17 protein-coding genes are annotated in these 14948 nt (G+C 71.8%); 5 read left to right on the forward strand and 12 right to left on the reverse strand.

Going from position 1 to position 14948, the window contains the following annotated elements:
* Window positions 1-148: 148 nt before the first annotated feature.
* Entirely contained in the window at window positions 149-1177 is a 1029-nt protein-coding gene (locus tag ABT254_RS41660; protein ID WP_351482673.1) for an SGNH/GDSL hydrolase family protein, read from the reverse strand.
* Window positions 1178-1326: 149 nt separating this feature from the next.
* Between ABT254_RS41660 and ABT254_RS41665 the strand changes: the two genes are divergently transcribed.
* Window positions 1327-2715, forward strand: a complete 1389-nt coding sequence (locus ABT254_RS41665; RefSeq protein ID WP_351482675.1) for a cystathionine beta-synthase — start codon at window positions 1327-1329, stop codon at window positions 2713-2715.
* Window positions 2716-3053: 338 nt separating this feature from the next.
* Here the strand turns inward: ABT254_RS41665 and ABT254_RS41670 are convergent, their stop codons facing one another.
* Window positions 3054-3881, reverse strand: a complete 828-nt coding sequence (locus ABT254_RS41670; protein ID WP_351482677.1) for a helix-turn-helix transcriptional regulator — start codon at window positions 3879-3881, stop codon at window positions 3054-3056.
* 159 nt (window positions 3882-4040) lie between these two features.
* Between ABT254_RS41670 and ABT254_RS41675 the strand changes: the two genes are divergently transcribed.
* Window positions 4041-4802, forward strand: coding sequence for an SDR family oxidoreductase (locus ABT254_RS41675; protein ID WP_351482679.1), 762 nt, complete (start codon window positions 4041-4043; stop codon window positions 4800-4802).
* Window positions 4803-4804: 2 nt separating this feature from the next.
* Here ABT254_RS41675 and ABT254_RS41680 read toward each other — a convergent pair whose 3' ends face one another.
* The 6 genes from ABT254_RS41680 to ABT254_RS41705 all read right to left on the reverse strand — a co-directional run bounded on the left by ABT254_RS41680 (window position 4805) and on the right by ABT254_RS41705 (window position 9528).
* Entirely contained in the window at window positions 4805-5236 is a 432-nt protein-coding gene (locus ABT254_RS41680; RefSeq protein WP_351482802.1) for a hypothetical protein, read from the reverse strand.
* 171 nt (window positions 5237-5407) lie between these two features.
* Window positions 5408-6088, reverse strand: coding sequence for a carbonic anhydrase (locus ABT254_RS41685; RefSeq protein ID WP_351482681.1), 681 nt, complete (start codon window positions 6086-6088; stop codon window positions 5408-5410).
* Between the two features lie 163 nt (window positions 6089-6251).
* On the reverse strand, window positions 6252-7181 hold the full coding sequence (locus ABT254_RS41690) for an ABC transporter substrate-binding protein (protein ID WP_351482683.1): 930 nt from the start codon (window positions 7179-7181) through the stop codon (window positions 6252-6254).
* 10 nt (window positions 7182-7191) lie between these two features.
* Window positions 7192-7854: an ABC transporter permease gene (locus ABT254_RS41695; RefSeq protein WP_351482685.1), complete on the reverse strand. Its 663-nt coding sequence runs from the start codon at window positions 7852-7854 to the stop codon at window positions 7192-7194.
* Between the two features lies 1 nt (window position 7855).
* Window positions 7856-8497 (reverse strand): ABC transporter permease, encoded by a 642-nt coding sequence (locus tag ABT254_RS41700; protein WP_351482687.1) that lies wholly within the window; start codon window positions 8495-8497, stop codon window positions 7856-7858.
* Window positions 8494-9528: an ABC transporter ATP-binding protein gene (locus tag ABT254_RS41705; protein WP_351482689.1), complete on the reverse strand. Its 1035-nt coding sequence runs from the start codon at window positions 9526-9528 to the stop codon at window positions 8494-8496. The genes ABT254_RS41700 and ABT254_RS41705 overlap by 4 nt, the downstream gene beginning before the upstream one ends.
* A 142-nt stretch (window positions 9529-9670) precedes the next feature.
* Here ABT254_RS41705 and ABT254_RS41710 point away from each other — a divergent pair, with 142 nt between their 5' ends.
* The 3 genes from ABT254_RS41710 to ABT254_RS41720 all read left to right on the forward strand — a co-directional run bounded on the left by ABT254_RS41710 (window position 9671) and on the right by ABT254_RS41720 (window position 12722).
* Window positions 9671-11188, forward strand: coding sequence for an aromatic amino acid ammonia-lyase (locus ABT254_RS41710; RefSeq protein ID WP_351482691.1), 1518 nt, complete (start codon window positions 9671-9673; stop codon window positions 11186-11188).
* The gene (locus ABT254_RS41715) at window positions 11185-12045 is read left to right on the forward strand and encodes a MurR/RpiR family transcriptional regulator (protein WP_351482693.1); all 861 of its coding nucleotides are present in this window, start codon (window positions 11185-11187) and stop codon (window positions 12043-12045) included. Before ABT254_RS41710 ends, ABT254_RS41715 begins: the two co-directional genes overlap by 4 nt.
* A gap of 65 nt (window positions 12046-12110) precedes the next feature.
* Entirely contained in the window at window positions 12111-12722 is a 612-nt protein-coding gene (locus ABT254_RS41720; RefSeq protein WP_502972142.1) for a hypothetical protein, read from the forward strand.
* 11 nt (window positions 12723-12733) lie between these two features.
* On the opposite strand, the gene ABT254_RS41725 is transcribed toward ABT254_RS41720, so the two are convergent.
* Genes ABT254_RS41725 through ABT254_RS41740 form a run of 4 tightly spaced genes read right to left on the reverse strand, consistent with a single transcriptional unit; the run spans window position 12734 to window position 14905 of the window.
* On the reverse strand, window positions 12734-13108 hold the full coding sequence (locus ABT254_RS41725; protein WP_351482697.1) for a roadblock/LC7 domain-containing protein: 375 nt from the start codon (window positions 13106-13108) through the stop codon (window positions 12734-12736).
* A gap of 21 nt (window positions 13109-13129) precedes the next feature.
* Window positions 13130-13639 (reverse strand): roadblock/LC7 domain-containing protein, encoded by a 510-nt coding sequence (locus tag ABT254_RS41730; RefSeq protein ID WP_351482699.1) that lies wholly within the window; start codon window positions 13637-13639, stop codon window positions 13130-13132.
* 22 nt (window positions 13640-13661) lie between these two features.
* Window positions 13662-14501, reverse strand: a complete 840-nt coding sequence (locus ABT254_RS41735; protein ID WP_351482701.1) for a transcriptional regulator — start codon at window positions 14499-14501, stop codon at window positions 13662-13664.
* A complete protein-coding gene (locus ABT254_RS41740) occupies window positions 14498-14905 on the reverse strand; it encodes a hypothetical protein (protein ID WP_351482702.1) in 408 nt (135 codons plus the stop codon). Before ABT254_RS41740 ends, ABT254_RS41735 begins: the two co-directional genes overlap by 4 nt.
* Window positions 14906-14948: the final 43 nt, after the last annotated feature.

Consider the following 14948-nt stretch of genomic DNA (forward strand, 5'->3'; position numbering starts at 1 on the left):
TCGGCCTGAACGGCCTCGTCCTCAAACGCCGGACGGGCTGAAAGATCAAACCCCGGCCGGCGAAAAATCAGCCCCTCCGGCGTTTGAGGAGCGGGGGTCCGGGGGCTGGCCCCCGGTACGGGACGGGTAGGGGCGGCGGGGGCGAGAATCACTGGGACGGCTGCTGCACGGGGGCCCGTTCGGGCTCCGGGACGCGGCGCCGACGCCTGCGTTTGAGGAGGGCCCAGGGGCCACGGGGACCCGTCGGCATCGCTGCCGTGACCTCCGTGCCCGCCTCCGATGCGGCCTCCGCGGCCGCCTTGGCCACCGGCAGGAACCCCTCGCGGCGGGTGACGTCGGGACGCTCCTCCTCGGCCGGCCACAGTTCCAGGGCCGCGCAGACCGTCGGCAGTACCGCCATCGCCGCCGTGGCGTAGCCCTCGGCCGAGGGGTGGTAGTTGTCGGGCCCGAACAGCTCACGGGGGTTCGCCTCGAACTCCGGTCCGAGCAGGTCGCCCAGCGACACCGTCCGCCCGCCCTGTTCCACCGTGCCGATCGTCTGCGCCGCCGCCAGCTGGCGGGAGGCCCGGCGGGCCAGCCAGCGCAGGGGCTGCTGGACCCGTTCCACCGTGCCCAGGTCGGGGCAGGTGCCCACCACCACCTCCGCACCGGCCGTGCGCAGCCGCCGTACCGTCGACGAGAGATGGCGGACCGAACGGGTCGGCGGCATCCGGTGGGTGACGTCGTTCGCGCCGATCATGATCACGCAGATGTCCGGCACCAGCGCGGGATTCGCCAGGACCAGCGCCACCTGGCGGTCCAGGTCGTCGGACGTGGCCCCCGGGAGGGCCACGTTGTGGAGTTCCACCGGGCGTTCCGCCACCGCGGACAGCCCGGAGGCCAGGAGGGCGCCCGGTGTCTGGCTCGCCCGGTGCACGCCCTGCCCCGCCGCCGTGGAGTCACCGAGCATCGTCAGGCGCAGGGGTGGTTCGTCGGGGGTGGCGTACGCGGTGCCGTAGAGGCCGTCCGCCACGGGGACCCGGCCGCCGGAGCCGTTGCCCACATGGCGCCTGGCCATCCGGACCTCCGCCAGCAGCAGGCCGACGGCGGCCGCGCCGGCCAGCCCGATCCCGCCACCGCCGTATGCCGCGCCGGCCGCGATCCGCCGGGCCACCCTCGCCCTCGACATGCTCGTCATGCGTCGCCGCCACCTCCTCGAAGCCGTACATCCACTCCTTGCCCCGTACAGGCCGTTCACCAATCTCAACGAGGAGTGAACGGCTCTCGTGAGCCTTAGGCTGGCGGGACAATCACGACCACTTCTTTTGCAAGCATCCGGAGACAACGGTGCATTTCCACGACTCGATGATCAGTCTCGTCGGCAACACCCCGCTGGTGAGGCTCAACAGCGTGACCAAGGGCATCCGGGCGACCGTCCTGGCCAAGGTCGAGTACTTCAACCCCGGCGGCTCCGTGAAGGACCGCATCGCCCTGCGCATGATCGAGGCGGCGGAGGAGAGCGGCGCGCTCAAGCCCGGCGGGACGATCGTGGAGCCGACCAGCGGGAACACCGGTGTCGGCCTGGCCATCGTGGCCCAGCAGAAGGGGTACAAGTGCATCTTCGTGTGCCCCGACAAGGTGAGCACGGACAAGATCAACGTGCTGCGGGCGTACGGGGCGGAGGTCGTCGTCTGCCCGACGGCCGTCGACCCCGAGCACCCGGACTCGTACTACAACGTCTCCGACCGGCTGGTGCGTGAGACGCCCGGAGCGTGGAAGCCCGACCAGTACTCCAACCCCAACAACCCCCTCTCCCACTACCACTCCACCGGCCCCGAGCTGTGGGAGCAGACCGAGGGGAAGATCACCCACTTCGTGGCGGGTGTGGGCACCGGTGGCACCATCTCCGGCACCGGGCGCTACCTCAAGGACGTCAGCGACGGCTCCGTCCAGGTCGTGGGCGCCGACCCCGAGGGATCCGTCTACTCGGGCGGCTCCGGGCGGCCGTACCTCGTCGAGGGGGTGGGCGAGGACTTCTGGCCCACCGCCTACGACCGGACCGTCGCCGACGAGATCGTCGCGGTCTCCGACAAGGACTCGTTCCAGATGACCCGGCGGCTCGCCAAGGAGGAGGGCCTGCTCGTCGGCGGCTCCTGCGGAATGGCGGTCGTGGCGGCCCTGCGGGTCGCCGAGCGGCTGGACGAGAACGGCGTCGTGGTGGTGCTCCTGCCGGACAGCGGCCGCGGGTACCTCAGCAAGATCTTCAACGACGAGTGGATGGCCGACTACGGCTTCCTGGAGGACGAGGGCCCGAGCGCCCGCGTCGGGGACGTTCTGAGCGACAAGGAGCACGGCGCGATCCCGTCCCTCGTCCACATGCACCCGGACGAGACGGTCGGGCAGGCCATCGAGGTGCTGCGCGAGTACGGCGTCTCTCAGATGCCGATCGTCAAGCCCGGCGCCGGCCACCCGGACGTCATGGCCGCCGAGGTCGTGGGCTCGGTCGTGGAGCGCGAGCTGCTCGACGCACTGTTCACCAAGCGGGCCTCCCTGGAGGACCCGCTGGAGAAGCACATGTCCGCCCCGCTGCCCCAGGTGGGCTCCGGCGAGCCGGTCGGCGACCTGATGTCCGTGCTCGGCGCCGCGGACGCGGCGATCGTCCTCGTCGAGGGCAAGCCGACCGGCGTGGTCAGCCGGCAGGACCTGCTGGCCTTCCTCGCCAAGGGCGGGAAGTAGCGGCAAACGTCCGGTGAACGGCGGGTGCGGGAGGCGAACTTACGTTTGCCTACCGAAGTGGTGGACTTCCTCGAAGTGGTACGAGCGTGTCACGTCCACGCAGCACACGCTTAACACGGGTCCGGCACATTAGTGGGTGTCGGCAGGGCGGGAGCGGCTCCCCGCCCCAGCCGGCACCGAAACGTCCAAGGACCTCCGGAGCGGCTCCCGGACCTCCATGGACGCCCGGACGTGAGACCCGGCCCTGACCCGGTCAACGTCCCACGCGGGGACCGCCGTCGTCCCGCCCCCCGGCAACGGGGGTGCGGCGGTCCCCGCGCAAATCCTTTTCTGCCGGGCTATGCGCCCGTGGTGGCCCAACTGCCCAGCAGGGCGAGCCTCTCCGCCGTCTCCGAGCCCGCCTCCGGGGTGTACGCCACGATGGTCTGGTCCGGTTCCGAGGGGAGCGTCAGCGACTCGTACGGCAGCGTCAGCAGGCCCGCGACCGGGTGCTGGACGCGTTTGACCCCGTACATGCAGGCCTTGACCTGGTGGTCGGCCCACAGACGGCGGAAGTCCTCGCTCTTGAGGGAGAGCTCGCCGACGAGATCGCGCAGGCCGGGGTCGTCGGGGCGGGCGCCCGCGTTCAGCCGCAGATGGGCCACGGTCTGGGCGGCGACCGCGGCCCAGTCGGGGTAGACCGTACGGCCGTCCGGGTCCAGGAACAGATGGCGGACGATGTTGCGCCGGGCGGCCGGCATCCGGCTGAAGCCCATCAGGGCGTCGGCGAGCGCGTTCCAGGCCAGGACGTCCATCGCGGGCCCGAGGACGAACGCCGGGTTGTGCGCCATGCCGTCGAGCAGTACCTGGATGCCGGGGCGGACCCGGGGCGCGGCCCGGCGCCGCTCGCGCTTCTTCTGCGGACGGGCCACCGCGTACAGATACGCGTGTTCCTCCTCGTCCAGCCGCAGCACGCGCGCGATGGCGTCCAGCACCGCGTCCGAAACGCTCGGGCCGCGCCCCTGTTCGAGGCGGATGTAGTAATCCACGCTCACTCCGGCCAGCTGCGCCACCTCCTCCCGGCGCAGGCCGGGCACGCGGCGCCGGCCGTGCGAGGCCAGCCCCACCTCCTCGGGCCGGATGCGGGCGCGGCGCGAGCGCAGGAAATCTCCGAGGTCCCCGTCCATGGGTTCGATCGTAGGGGAGGGGCGGGATTCGAACCTGGTACTGGCAGACCCAGGAAAAGCTCATCCCTGGGTAGGGCCGGAGCGGCGGCGCAGGGTGGTTGGTGTCGCCGGGCGGATGCCCGGGTGGCTTTCCTCGAACCACCTTGCCAAGGAGCACTCATGTCGTACGAGAACCTGGCCGGCCGTACCGCTGTCGTCACCGGGGCCGCGAGCGGGATCGGAGAGGCCGTCGCCGTGCTGCTGGCGGCGCAGGGCGCCAGGGTCGCGCTGCTGGCGCGCCGCCGGGAACGGCTGGACGGGATCGTGGCGAAGATCCGGGCGAACGGCGGGCAGGCGCTCGCCGTGGTCGCCGACGTGACCGACGGCGGGTCGGTGGACGCGGCCGTCGAGCGGATCCATGCCGCCTACGGGACCGTCGACCTGGTGGTGAACTCGGCCGGTGTCATGCTGCCGAACCCCGTCGACGACGGGCGGGTCGACGAGTGGCAGCGGATGCTCGACACCAATGTCAGCGGTGTGCTGCGGGTGATCCGCGCCTTCACCGCTGATCTGGTGGGCGCGGCCGCGGACGGCCGCAGCGCCGACCTCGTGAACATCTCGTCCGTCGGCGCGCACATCACGTTCCCCAACTACGCGGTGTACGGGGCGACCAAGGCCGCCGTCACCTATCTCTCGCAGTCCCTGCGCGGCGAGTTCGGGCCGCGTGACGTGCGCGTCACCAACATCGAGCCCGGGCTGACCGAGACCGAGCTGGCGCAGCACATCGACAGCGACTCGCTGCAGGAGCAGGTGCTGGGAATGGTCGAGGCGCTGGGCTCGCTGTCGGCCGCGGAGGTCGCCGATGTGGTGGCGTATGTGAGCAGCCGTCCCCGCCACGTCAATCTGCGGCAGATCATGGTGCTGCCGACCCGCCAGGTGTGAGGTCAGTCCTCCCAGCGGTCCTCGTCCTTGGCGGAACGGCGACGGCGGCCGAAGAGGGCCGGGTTGACGCGGGCGGCCTGGAAGGCGTTCACGCCGACGATGCCGGCCCAGGTGATGAACAGGCCTGCCAGATGGCCGATGCCCCCGCCGATCGCGGACAGCGGGATCGCCAGGACCAGCGAGACGATGCCGAAGCCGAAGCGCTCTCCCCAGGAGTCCGTCGGCGGCTTCGGCGCCCGCGCCCCCCGGGCCACCACCATCTGCTGCTCGGCGAGCTGCCGGCGCACCCGTCGCTCCACCGCACCGTCGATGCGCTGGTCGACCTTCTCCAGGAAGGAGTCGACCAGCGCCGACTCGTACTCCTCGCCCAGTTCCCTGCGCGCCTGGAGGGTGGCGTTGAGTTCCTTCTTGAGCTCGGCGTCCCGCGCGTCCATCCCCGTCTCCAATCCCGTCATGGGAACCCACGTTAGGGAGCGGGGGCGCTCACCGCACTGGGGATAGCCCCCCTGTCGGGGCTGGGGCTGACCGGGAGGACACCGAAGGTCTCCAGGACCCTGCGGTGGCTCCGGCCGACCCCGCTGACGGCTCGACGTGGTGGAAGTGGTTCAGGGCAGGACCGAAACGAGCCCGGTGTCCAGGTCGAACCTGGCCGCCGTCACCGTGGCCGCCGCGAACGCGGAATCCGCGCGGATGGCGTCCCGTACCCAGACCGTGTTGGCCCGCATGGTGAGTTCGGCCCAGTCGCCGGACTGGCGCCGGGTGCGGCGAGCGGCCGGGGCGATCTCGTCCACCAGCAGCTCCAGATGGCCGGGGACCGGGGCGCCCGTACGCAGATGGTCCAGCGTCGCCGCGACCGCCCCGCAGCGCTCGTGCCCGAGCACCAGCACCAGCGGGATGTGCAGTTCCTGGACGCCGTACTGGATGGAGGCGAGCACCGCCTCGTCCAGCACCTGTCCGGCCGTCCTTATGCAGATCAGGTCCCCGAGGCCCTGGTCGAAGACGAGTTCCGGCGGTACCCGGGAGTCGATGCAGCCGACGACCACCGCGAACGGGTGCTGCCCGGCCGCCAGCGCGTGCCGGTGCAGCAGCCCCTCGTCGGGGTGGCGGGAGCCGCCGGTGGCGTAGCGCCGGTTGCCGGCGAGCAGTTCGGCCAGGGCGGCGCGGGCGGTCGTCGGGCGGGGGCGGGCGGTGGTTTCCAGGGGATCGGCGGGGGCCGCCGACGCGGGGGTGGCGGCCAGCGCGCCGACGGCGGTGGCGGCGAGAAAGGCCCTGCGGTTCGAGGCCATGACGCATCCTCAGGTGTCGTGCTGATAGCGCACCTTCACCGTATGCATGCGATCAGTCACCCTGGGTGTCCATTTAATGACACTTGGCTGATTCGTCGTCGGATCATCGCCGCACGGATACCGCTTCTTGATCTCTTGATCACTTGATCTCGTGATCGGTTGATCAGGCCAGCCCGTGCTGCTTCGCGTAGGCGTCGGCCACGTCCTCGGGGTCCTTCTTGTCGTTGTCGACCTGGCTGTTGAGCTGGGTGAGCTGGGCGGTCGTCAGGACGTTGCCGAGCCTGGCGAGGGCCTTGCGGACCTTGTCGTCGGCCTTGCGGTCGGCGATGAGCGGCACGATGTGCTGGCTGGGGATCAGGTTCTTCGGGTCGGTCAGCACCACCCAGCCGTGGGCGGCGATGTCGGTGTCGGTGGTGAAGAGGTTCGCCACGTCCACGTCGCCCTTCTTCAGGGCGCCCTTGACCAGCGGGCCGTCCGAGTCCAGCGACTTGAACTCCTTGAACTCCACGCCGTAGACGTCCTTCAGGCCGATCGCGCCCACCCGGCGCTTCTTCACCTCGGGCGCGGCACCGATGACCAGCTTGCCGTTCTGCTTCGCCAGGTCGGCGAGTGTGGTCAGGCCGTACTTCCGGGCGGTCTCCCGGGTGACCACGAAACAGTCGGAGTCGGCGGCCTGGCCGTACGGCAGGACCTGGAGGCCGCTGGGCATCGCCAGCGTGAGCGCGTTCTGCATGGTGCCGGGCTCCGCCGAATCGTCCTTCGGGGCCAGGTAGTTGAGGAGGGCGCCCTGGTACTCGGGCAGGAGGTCGATGTCGCCGCTCTTCAGGGCGGGGATCACGATCTCGCGGGTGCCGAGGTTGGGGCGGACCTTCACCTTCACACCGGCCTGCCGGAGTACGGCCGCGTAGAGGTAGCCGAGTACCTGGTTCTCGGTGAAGTTGGCGGTGCCGATGGTGACTCCGCCCTTGCTGGAGCCGCCGCCACCGGCGGCCGAGCCCTGGCCGTCGAGGGAGGTGATGCCGCTCGCGCAGGCGGAGAGGGCGGGGACGGAGGCCGCGGCGAAGAGGCCGCCGAGGAGAGTGCGTCGGTTCATCGGAGAGTCCCTAGGCGGTGCGGTGGCGGAAGAGGAAGCGCTGGAGGGTGGAGAGCGCGATGTCGAGGAGGACGGCGACCACGGCGACCAGCACCGCGCCGCCCAGCACCTGTACGAGGTCGCGCTGGGCGAGGCCGTCGAAGACGTAGCGTCCGAGGCCGCCGAAGGAGACGTACGCGGCGATCGTGGCGGTGGCGACGACCTGGATCAGCGCCAGGCGCAGGCCCGTCATGATCAGGGGGAGCGCCAGGGGCAGCTCGACCTGGAACAGGACCTGGTGGCCGCGCAGGCCCTGGCCGCGGGCGGCGTCGCGGACGTCCGGGTCGACGGCGGTCATCCCGGCGTAGGTGTTGGTGACGATCGCCGGGACCGCGAGCGCGACCAGCGCGACGTACACCGGGAGCATCGACAGGCCGCCGGCCAGGAAGACCAGCACGACCAGACCGACGGTCGGCAGTGCGCGGCCGAAGGACGACAGGTTGATGGCGAGGAAGGCGCCCTTGCCGGTGTGGCCGATCAGCAGGCCTAGGGGGAGGCCGATCGCGGCCGCGATGAGGGTCGCGAGGAGGGAGTACTGGAGGTGCTCGGCGAGGCGGTGGGCGATGCCGTCCGGGCCGGTCCACTGCGAGCCGCTGGTCAGCCAGCTGCCGAGGTTCTTGAGGAGTTCGTACATCTCAGGCTCGCCGCCTCTTCCACGGGGTGAGGGCGTACTGGAGGGCCACCAGCAGCGCGTCCGCGACCACGGCGAGGAGGATCGTGAGGACCACGCCCACGATCACCGGGGTCGGGAAGTCGCGCTGGAAGCCGTCGGTGAAGAGCTGGCCGAGGCCGCCGTCGCCGATGTAGGTCGCGACGGAGACCAGGGAGATCGACATGACCGTCGCGATACGGACGCCCGCCATGATCACGGGGAGTGCGAGCGGGAACTCGACGGTGAGGAGCGTGCGCAGCGGGCGCGTGCCCATCGCCTTCGCCGCCTCCTTGGTCTTGGCGGGGACCGAGTCGAGGCCCTCGACGGTGTTCCGCAGCAGGACGACCAGGGTGTAGACGGTCAGGCCGATGACGGTCGTGGTGCGGGTCAGACCGCTGATCGGCAGCAGCAGGACGAAGATCGCGATCGACGGGATCGTGAACAGGACGTTCGAGAACCCGAGCAGGAAGCCGCGCAGGGGGCGGACCCGGTGCGCGACCACCGCGAGCGGCAGTGAGATCAGGACGCCGAAGAAGACGGCGGTCAGGGCGGCCTGGAGGTGGGAGACCGTGAGGCTGGTGAGGTCGTCGGTGTGGTCGCCTATCCACGACCAGTCGATGGTCATGCGGCCACCCGGGCTTCCGTGTGCGCCTGGCCCGCGTGCTCGTGGATGTCGTCGCGGGACGAGACCCCGGTGAGCACGCCGTCCGCGTCGACGCGGGCGATCAGGCCGGTGGGGGAGGCGACGGACTCGTTGAGGGCCGACAGCAGGGAGTCGGTGTCCTTGAGCGGGCGTACGGGGAGTTCGGCGTCCTTGGCCGCCCAGTGCAGGGGCTTGCGTGCCTCGTCGAGTACGAGGGTCCAGGCGCCGCCCTCGGGGGCCGGGCCCTGCGGGACGTCCGCGAGGGTCTTCAGCGAGAGCAGCTTCAGGCCGCGCTCGGCGCCGAGGAAGTCGGCCACGAAGTCGTCGGCCGGGCGGGCGAGGAGCTCGGCGGGGGCGGCGCACTGCACCAGATGGCCGCCGGTGCGGAAGATGGCGATCTGGTCGCCGAGCCGCACGGCCTCGTCGACGTCGTGGGTGACGAAGACGATGGTCTTGCTCAACTCCTTCTGCAGGCGCAGGAGTTCGTCCTGGAGCTGGGTGCGCACCACCGGGTCGACCGCGCCGAACGGCTCGTCCATCAGCAGGACGGGCGGGTCGGCGGCCAGGGCGCGGGCCACGCCCACGCGCTGTTGCTGGCCGCCGGAGAGCTGGTGCGGGTAGCGCTTGCCGGCGTCGGCGGCGAGGCCGACGGTCTCCAGCAGCTCGGCGGCCCGGGCGCGGGCCTTGCGGCGGCCCCAGCCGAGCAGGAGCGGCACGGTGGCGATGTTGTCCAGCACCGTGCGGTGCGGGAACAGCCCCGACTGCTGGATGACGTACCCGATGGAGCGGCGCAGCTCGGCGGCGTCCTGCCGCGTGACGTCCTTGCCGCCGACCCGGATGGTCCCGGAGGTCGGCTCTACCATGCGGTTGACCATCCGCAGAGTGGTCGTCTTGCCGCAACCGGAAGATCCGACGAGGACCGTCACGCCCCCTTCCGGCATTTCCAGGGAGAGGTCGTGGACTGCTGTCGTGCCGTTGGGGAAGCGCTTGTGGACCGCGTCGAACTGGATCATGAGTTGTCCCTTGCCCGGCTGTATAACGTCATGCAGAGTTCTTGGTAGCTGAATAGGTTGTCAACGGGTTGGTGTTAATCCGAGGTAACAGATGACCGAAGAGCAAGATCGAGTGTCCGGATTGAGGGGAGATTGGGGTCTTATGTCGTCTCGGATCGTGGACACACCGCCCGCGGCGTTCTCCGGGGGCACCGGGCTCGTCGTCCTCGACGGGGTCGGTCTCGGCGTCGCGGACGTCGTGCACCTCGCCGACGGAAGTGCGCGGCCCGTCCCCGGGAGCGAGGCGATGCGGCGCGTCGAGGAGTCCTGGGACGCCGCCCGGCAGATCGCCGCGACCGGGCGCGTCTACGGCCGCTCCACCGGCGTGGGCGCCAACCGGAATGAGGACGTGCCCACCGAGGCGGCCGCCGAACACGGGCTCAGGCTGCTGCGCAGCCACGCCGGCGCGATCGGCGAGGAACTGCCCGCACGGGAGGTGCGGGCGATGCTCGCCGTCCGCGCCAACCAGCTCCTCGCGGGTGGTGCGGGGCTCAGGCCCACCGTCGTGACCGCGCTGTGCGAGGCGCTGGAGAGCGGGGCGCATCCGGTGGTCAACGAGTTCGGCTCGGTCGGCACCGGCGACATCGCGGCCCTCGCCCAGGCGGGCCTCGCGCTCGCCGGGGAGCACCCCTGGCGCGGGCCGGGCGCCCCCAAGCCGCAGCAGCTCGACAACAACGACGCGCTGGCCTTCATCAGCAGCAACGCCCTCACCCTCGGCCAGTCCGCGCTCGCCCTGCACGAACTGCGCGGCCTTGTGCAGGCCACCCAGGTCGTCGCCGCCCTCTCCCTGCTGGCCGTCGACGGCTCGCACGAGGCGTACGCCGCCCCCGTGCACGCCGCCCGCCCGCACCGGGGCTCCAGCGAGGTCGCCCGCCGGATGCGGCAGCTGCTCGGTGCCGCGGACCGGCCCACGCCTCCCCTCGGCCGGATCCAGGACCCGTACGGCTTCCGCTGTCTTCCCCAGATCCACGGGCCCGCGCTGGACGCGGCGGACGACCTGGAGGAGGTCGTCGCGATCGAGATCAACGCGGCCGCCGAGAACCCCCTGATCTCACCCGAGGACATGGCCGCCTACCACCACGGCGGCTTCTACCAGGCCCAACTCGCCCTGGCTCTGGACCACTTCAGGCTGTCCCTCACCCAGGTGGCCCGGCTGTCGACCTCCCGCCTCTCCACGCTCAACGAGCCCGCGTTCACCCGGCTGCGGCCTTTCCTCGCCGACGACGTGCCCGCCTCCTCCGGCGTGATGATCCTCGAGTACGCCGCCGGGGCCGCCCTCGGTGATCTGCGGGCCTTCTCCGCTCCCGCCTCGCTCGGGCACGCTGTACTCTCCCGGGGCGTCGAGGAACAGGCCAGCTTCGCCTCGCTCGCCGCACGTCAGACACTGCGCGCCTGCCGCGCGTACCGTCTCGTCGTGGGCTGCGAACTGGTCGCCGCGGTACGGGCCTTGCGCCAGCGCGACCTGCGGCCCGAACCGGACCTCCCGGTGGGCCGGGCGCTGGAACTCGCCGAGTCGGTACTGGCGGCCGACCAGGCCGACCGGCCGCTCACGGAGGACGTGACGGCGGCGGCCGCACTGCTGGACCGGTTCACGGACATCTGGAGGGGGAGCGGGTCATGAGCACGGAGAGGGAATCGAGCGTGGTGGACAGTCCGGCGGGGCGGCTGCAGGCGCTCTTCGAGGGGCACCGGCTGACGCCGACCCAGCGGCGCATCGCGCACAGCATGGTGCGGCGCGCCGCCGACGTGCCGTTCCTGTCCAGCGTGGAGCTGGCCGAACTGGCCGGGGTCAGCCAGCCGTCCGTGACCCGCTTCGCCGTCGCCCTCGGCTTCGACGGCTATCCGGCGCTGCGCAAGCACCTGCGCGAGGTCGCCCCCGCCGAACAGTCCGGGGACGCCGGCTCGTACAACGAGTACCAGCAGGCCGTCGAGGCCGAGATCGAGAACCTCCGGCACCTCGCCGAACTGCTGGCCGACCCCCGGCCCGTGCAGAAGGCGGGCCGGCTGCTGGCGGCCTCCCGACCGCTGCCCGTCCTCGGCCTGCGCGCCGCCGCCTCCCAGGCCTACGGCTTCGGCTACTTCGCCGCCAAGGTCCACCCGGACGTACGGCTGCTCAACGAGGGCGGCACGATGATCCACGACCGCATCGAGGCCGCCGTACGGGCCGGGGCGACGGCGCTGCTGTGCTTCGCTCTGCCCCGGCATCCGCGCGAGGTCGTGGACACGCTGGCCTTCGCGAAGGAGGCCGGCCTGACGGTGGTGACGGTCGCCGACTCGGCCTTCGCGCCGGTCGCCAAGGTCTCCGACCTGCTGCTGCCCGCCGCCGTCGGCACGGGGCTCGCCTTCGACACCGCCTGCGCGCCGATGCTGCTCGGCCGCGTCCTGCTGGAGGCGATGTGCGACGACCTGCCGGACGCGCAGGCCCGTCTGGAGGAGTTCGACGCGCGGGCTGCGGCGCGGGGGCTGTTCGTGGAGTAGGCCCACGTTTTCAGATTCGTCTCACGTTGCCTCGTTAACGTGCGTCTCACGGATGCCGCACAGAGATGAGACGGGAGACGGACGTGGCACGCGGAGAGGGCAGGGCTCAGGGACTGGCTCGGGTGGCCGTCGTCGTACGGGCCGGAGCCGCACCCCTGTGGTGGGCCGGGGTGTTCGCAGCGGGTGTCGGGGTGCTGGTGCCGGGGGTCACGGGCCGGCGGATCGGGCTCATGGCGGGAGCGGCGTTGTTCATCGTCGCCGCGGCCGTCGTCTCGTACGCCCGCCGCAGGCGGTACGCCGCACTCGCCCGGGCGGCCGCCCGCGCCGGCAGGCACGACGTGCTCCAGGACCGCGCGGTGAGCGTGCGCAACTGGCGCCGGGGGCACCGCTGGTGGCTGCTGCTCGCCTTCGCGGCGGCCGTGGGCAGCGCGTTCGTGGTGCCCGCCGCCGGAGGCATGCTGCTCGCCGGATGCGGCACCGGGCTGCGGCTGAAGGCCGCCTGGCTCGGGCGGCGGGAACGGGCCGACGACGTCCTGCTGTGGGTGCGGGTCGACTGGCTCGCCGCGAGCGGCGGCCGCCCGGCAGGCAAGGCCGTCAAGGCGTACCGCAGCACGGGCATCGCGGCGGGCGACGCGGCTCCGGGCGGGGCCCGGCGCCGCACCGCGGCGCTCGTCTAGCGGACGGGCACTCAGACTTCGAGATCCTCCTCGATCTTCTTGAGCTGGTGGCGGGCCATCGCCAGATTGGACCTCTTGGCGTCGAGCACCAGGTACAGGAAGAGACCGTTGCCGCCGCGGCCGCTGATCAGGCGGATCAGGTGGTACTGGTCGCTCAGCGAGATCAGGATGTCCTCGATCTGGCCCTTCAGCCCGAGGTGCTCCATGGTGCGCATCTTGGCGCGGACGACATCGGTGTTGCCGGCGGCGGCGACATTCAGGTCGAAGCCCTTGCTGCCGCCCATCGTGCCCAGCGCCATGCCGCTGGTGTAGTCGACGAGCGCGACGCCGGTGGCGCCCTCGATGGAGGCGAGCGCCTCTTTCAGTGCGGTTTCGGTGTTGGCCATGACTGTGCTCCTCGGTTCCTCTCAACTTTCCGTGGTGGTGCGCGCGTTGGTCGTCGTGGTGCGTGGTGCGCGCGGGGTTCTGGTCCTTGTGGCGGCCGGTTTGGTCTCCGGTTTCGCCGTCTTGGGCTCCTTGGCCGGCCCGGCCTGGTGCGCGGATGCCGTACGGCTGTCGCCGAGCTCACCGATGCGGGCGGCCGCCCGGCGGCCCTCCAGGAGGAGCCGGCCGACGTTCACGCGGTCCTGGGCGAGCAGCGTCAGCACGGCCGCGCCGCCCGCCGCGTACGTGGCCACATAGCCGTACCCGCCCCGGACGAGCAGTTCGCGGAACTCTCCCTGCCCCGTCGCGTCCGCCAGCTTCACGGCTGCTCCGTGCGCGGTCTCGACGAGCGCGGCCATGCCGTTCGGCTCCACGCCCGGGGTGTCGTGGGCGAGGACGCGCCCGTCGAGGCCGGTCGCGAGGGCGCCGGTGAGCTGGGGGACGCGGGCTCTCAGACGGCGCAGCTCTTCGAGGACGTGGGGGTCGGCAGCCATCCGGTGTCTCCTCTCGAACCAGTCAAAGGGCCTCCAGCGCATCCCTGAGCCTCTTCAGCAAGGTGGTGTGGGGATCGGGCGGCAGCTGTTCGGTGCCCGGTGGCGGGGGCGGTGGCTGAGGTGGTGGCGGCTGGGCCGGCCCGGGCAGTGGCGAGACGACCCCTGCCGCCGTCAGCCGCCGCACGTCCACCAGCGTGTGAAAGGCCGGGCGGCCCAGTTCGCGCGCGATGTCCGGTGCCGTGCGTACGCCGTCCACCCGTGCCAGCACGCTCCGCTGGCGGCGGGTGAGGGCGGGGGCCGCCACGGGGTCCGCGCGGAGCAGGGGGGCCTCGTCCGTCCTCGGATCCGGCCAGATGCGGTGGAGGAGATCACGGCGGCGCAGCGTCTCGTGCTCCAGGGCGGCCACCGGGACCGGTTGGACCGGGCCGGGCGGGTGCGCGGTGCCGTAACGGAAGCGGCCGGGCGTGCTGCTGGGGGCGAGGGCGAAGTACGCGGCGTCGTACAGGGCCGTCAGCCGGCACACCTCCAGGGCGCCGGAGGCGAGACGGCCGCTGTCGACGAGGCGGCCGCCGACGCCGTGACCGTCCTCCGCCTCCGTGAGCGCCCGTTGCCAGGCCTCGGGGGTGAGCGTGCCGTGGGCCGTGAGGAGGGTGTCCAGGCCGGGGGCGGACGGGCTCTCGGCGTGTACGACCAAGCCCTCGGCGAGGTGGAGCGTGCCGCGCTCGCGGACCAGGACGCCGGTGGCCCGCTCGGCGGCGAGCCGGGTCAGCATCGGGGAGACACCGCCCCACCCACGCTCGCCGGCCGCGGTCTTGTTGCGCACGGGCAGACGCGGGGGTTCGGCCGTCCGGACGGCGGTCATGCCAGCACCAGCCGTTCGGCCATCTCGCCCAGACGGATGCGGGCCAGCGCCAGATTGCCCTCCGCGCGGGCCAGCCACAGGTGCAGGAACACGCTGCCGTCGAAGGAGGCCCCCACGAACCGCAGCACGTGATAGCTGTCCCGGTTGCTGACGATCAGGTCCTCGACCGGCGGATCGGCGTCGGCGGCCGCCCCGTCGTCGGGATCGTCGTCCGGCGCGAACGCATGCTGTTCGGCGGCGAGCCGGGCGATCTCGGCGGCCTCCACCGCGGCCGTCTCCTGGTCGCCGCCGGGAAACTCGCCCACGGCGCCCAGGGCCAGCCCGCTCATCCAGTCGATCAGCGCGGCCCCCCGGGCACCTGGCAGTCGCATCGCTTCCAGCAGACACTCGTCGATTCCGGGCACCGTGGCTCCCCTCCCGCCTGCGGTTCGGCTGAGTGACGCCGAA

This window comes from Streptomyces sp. NPDC001137, assembly GCF_040298885.1.
In the GTDB taxonomy this organism is placed as follows: domain Bacteria; phylum Actinomycetota; class Actinomycetes; order Streptomycetales; family Streptomycetaceae; genus Streptomyces.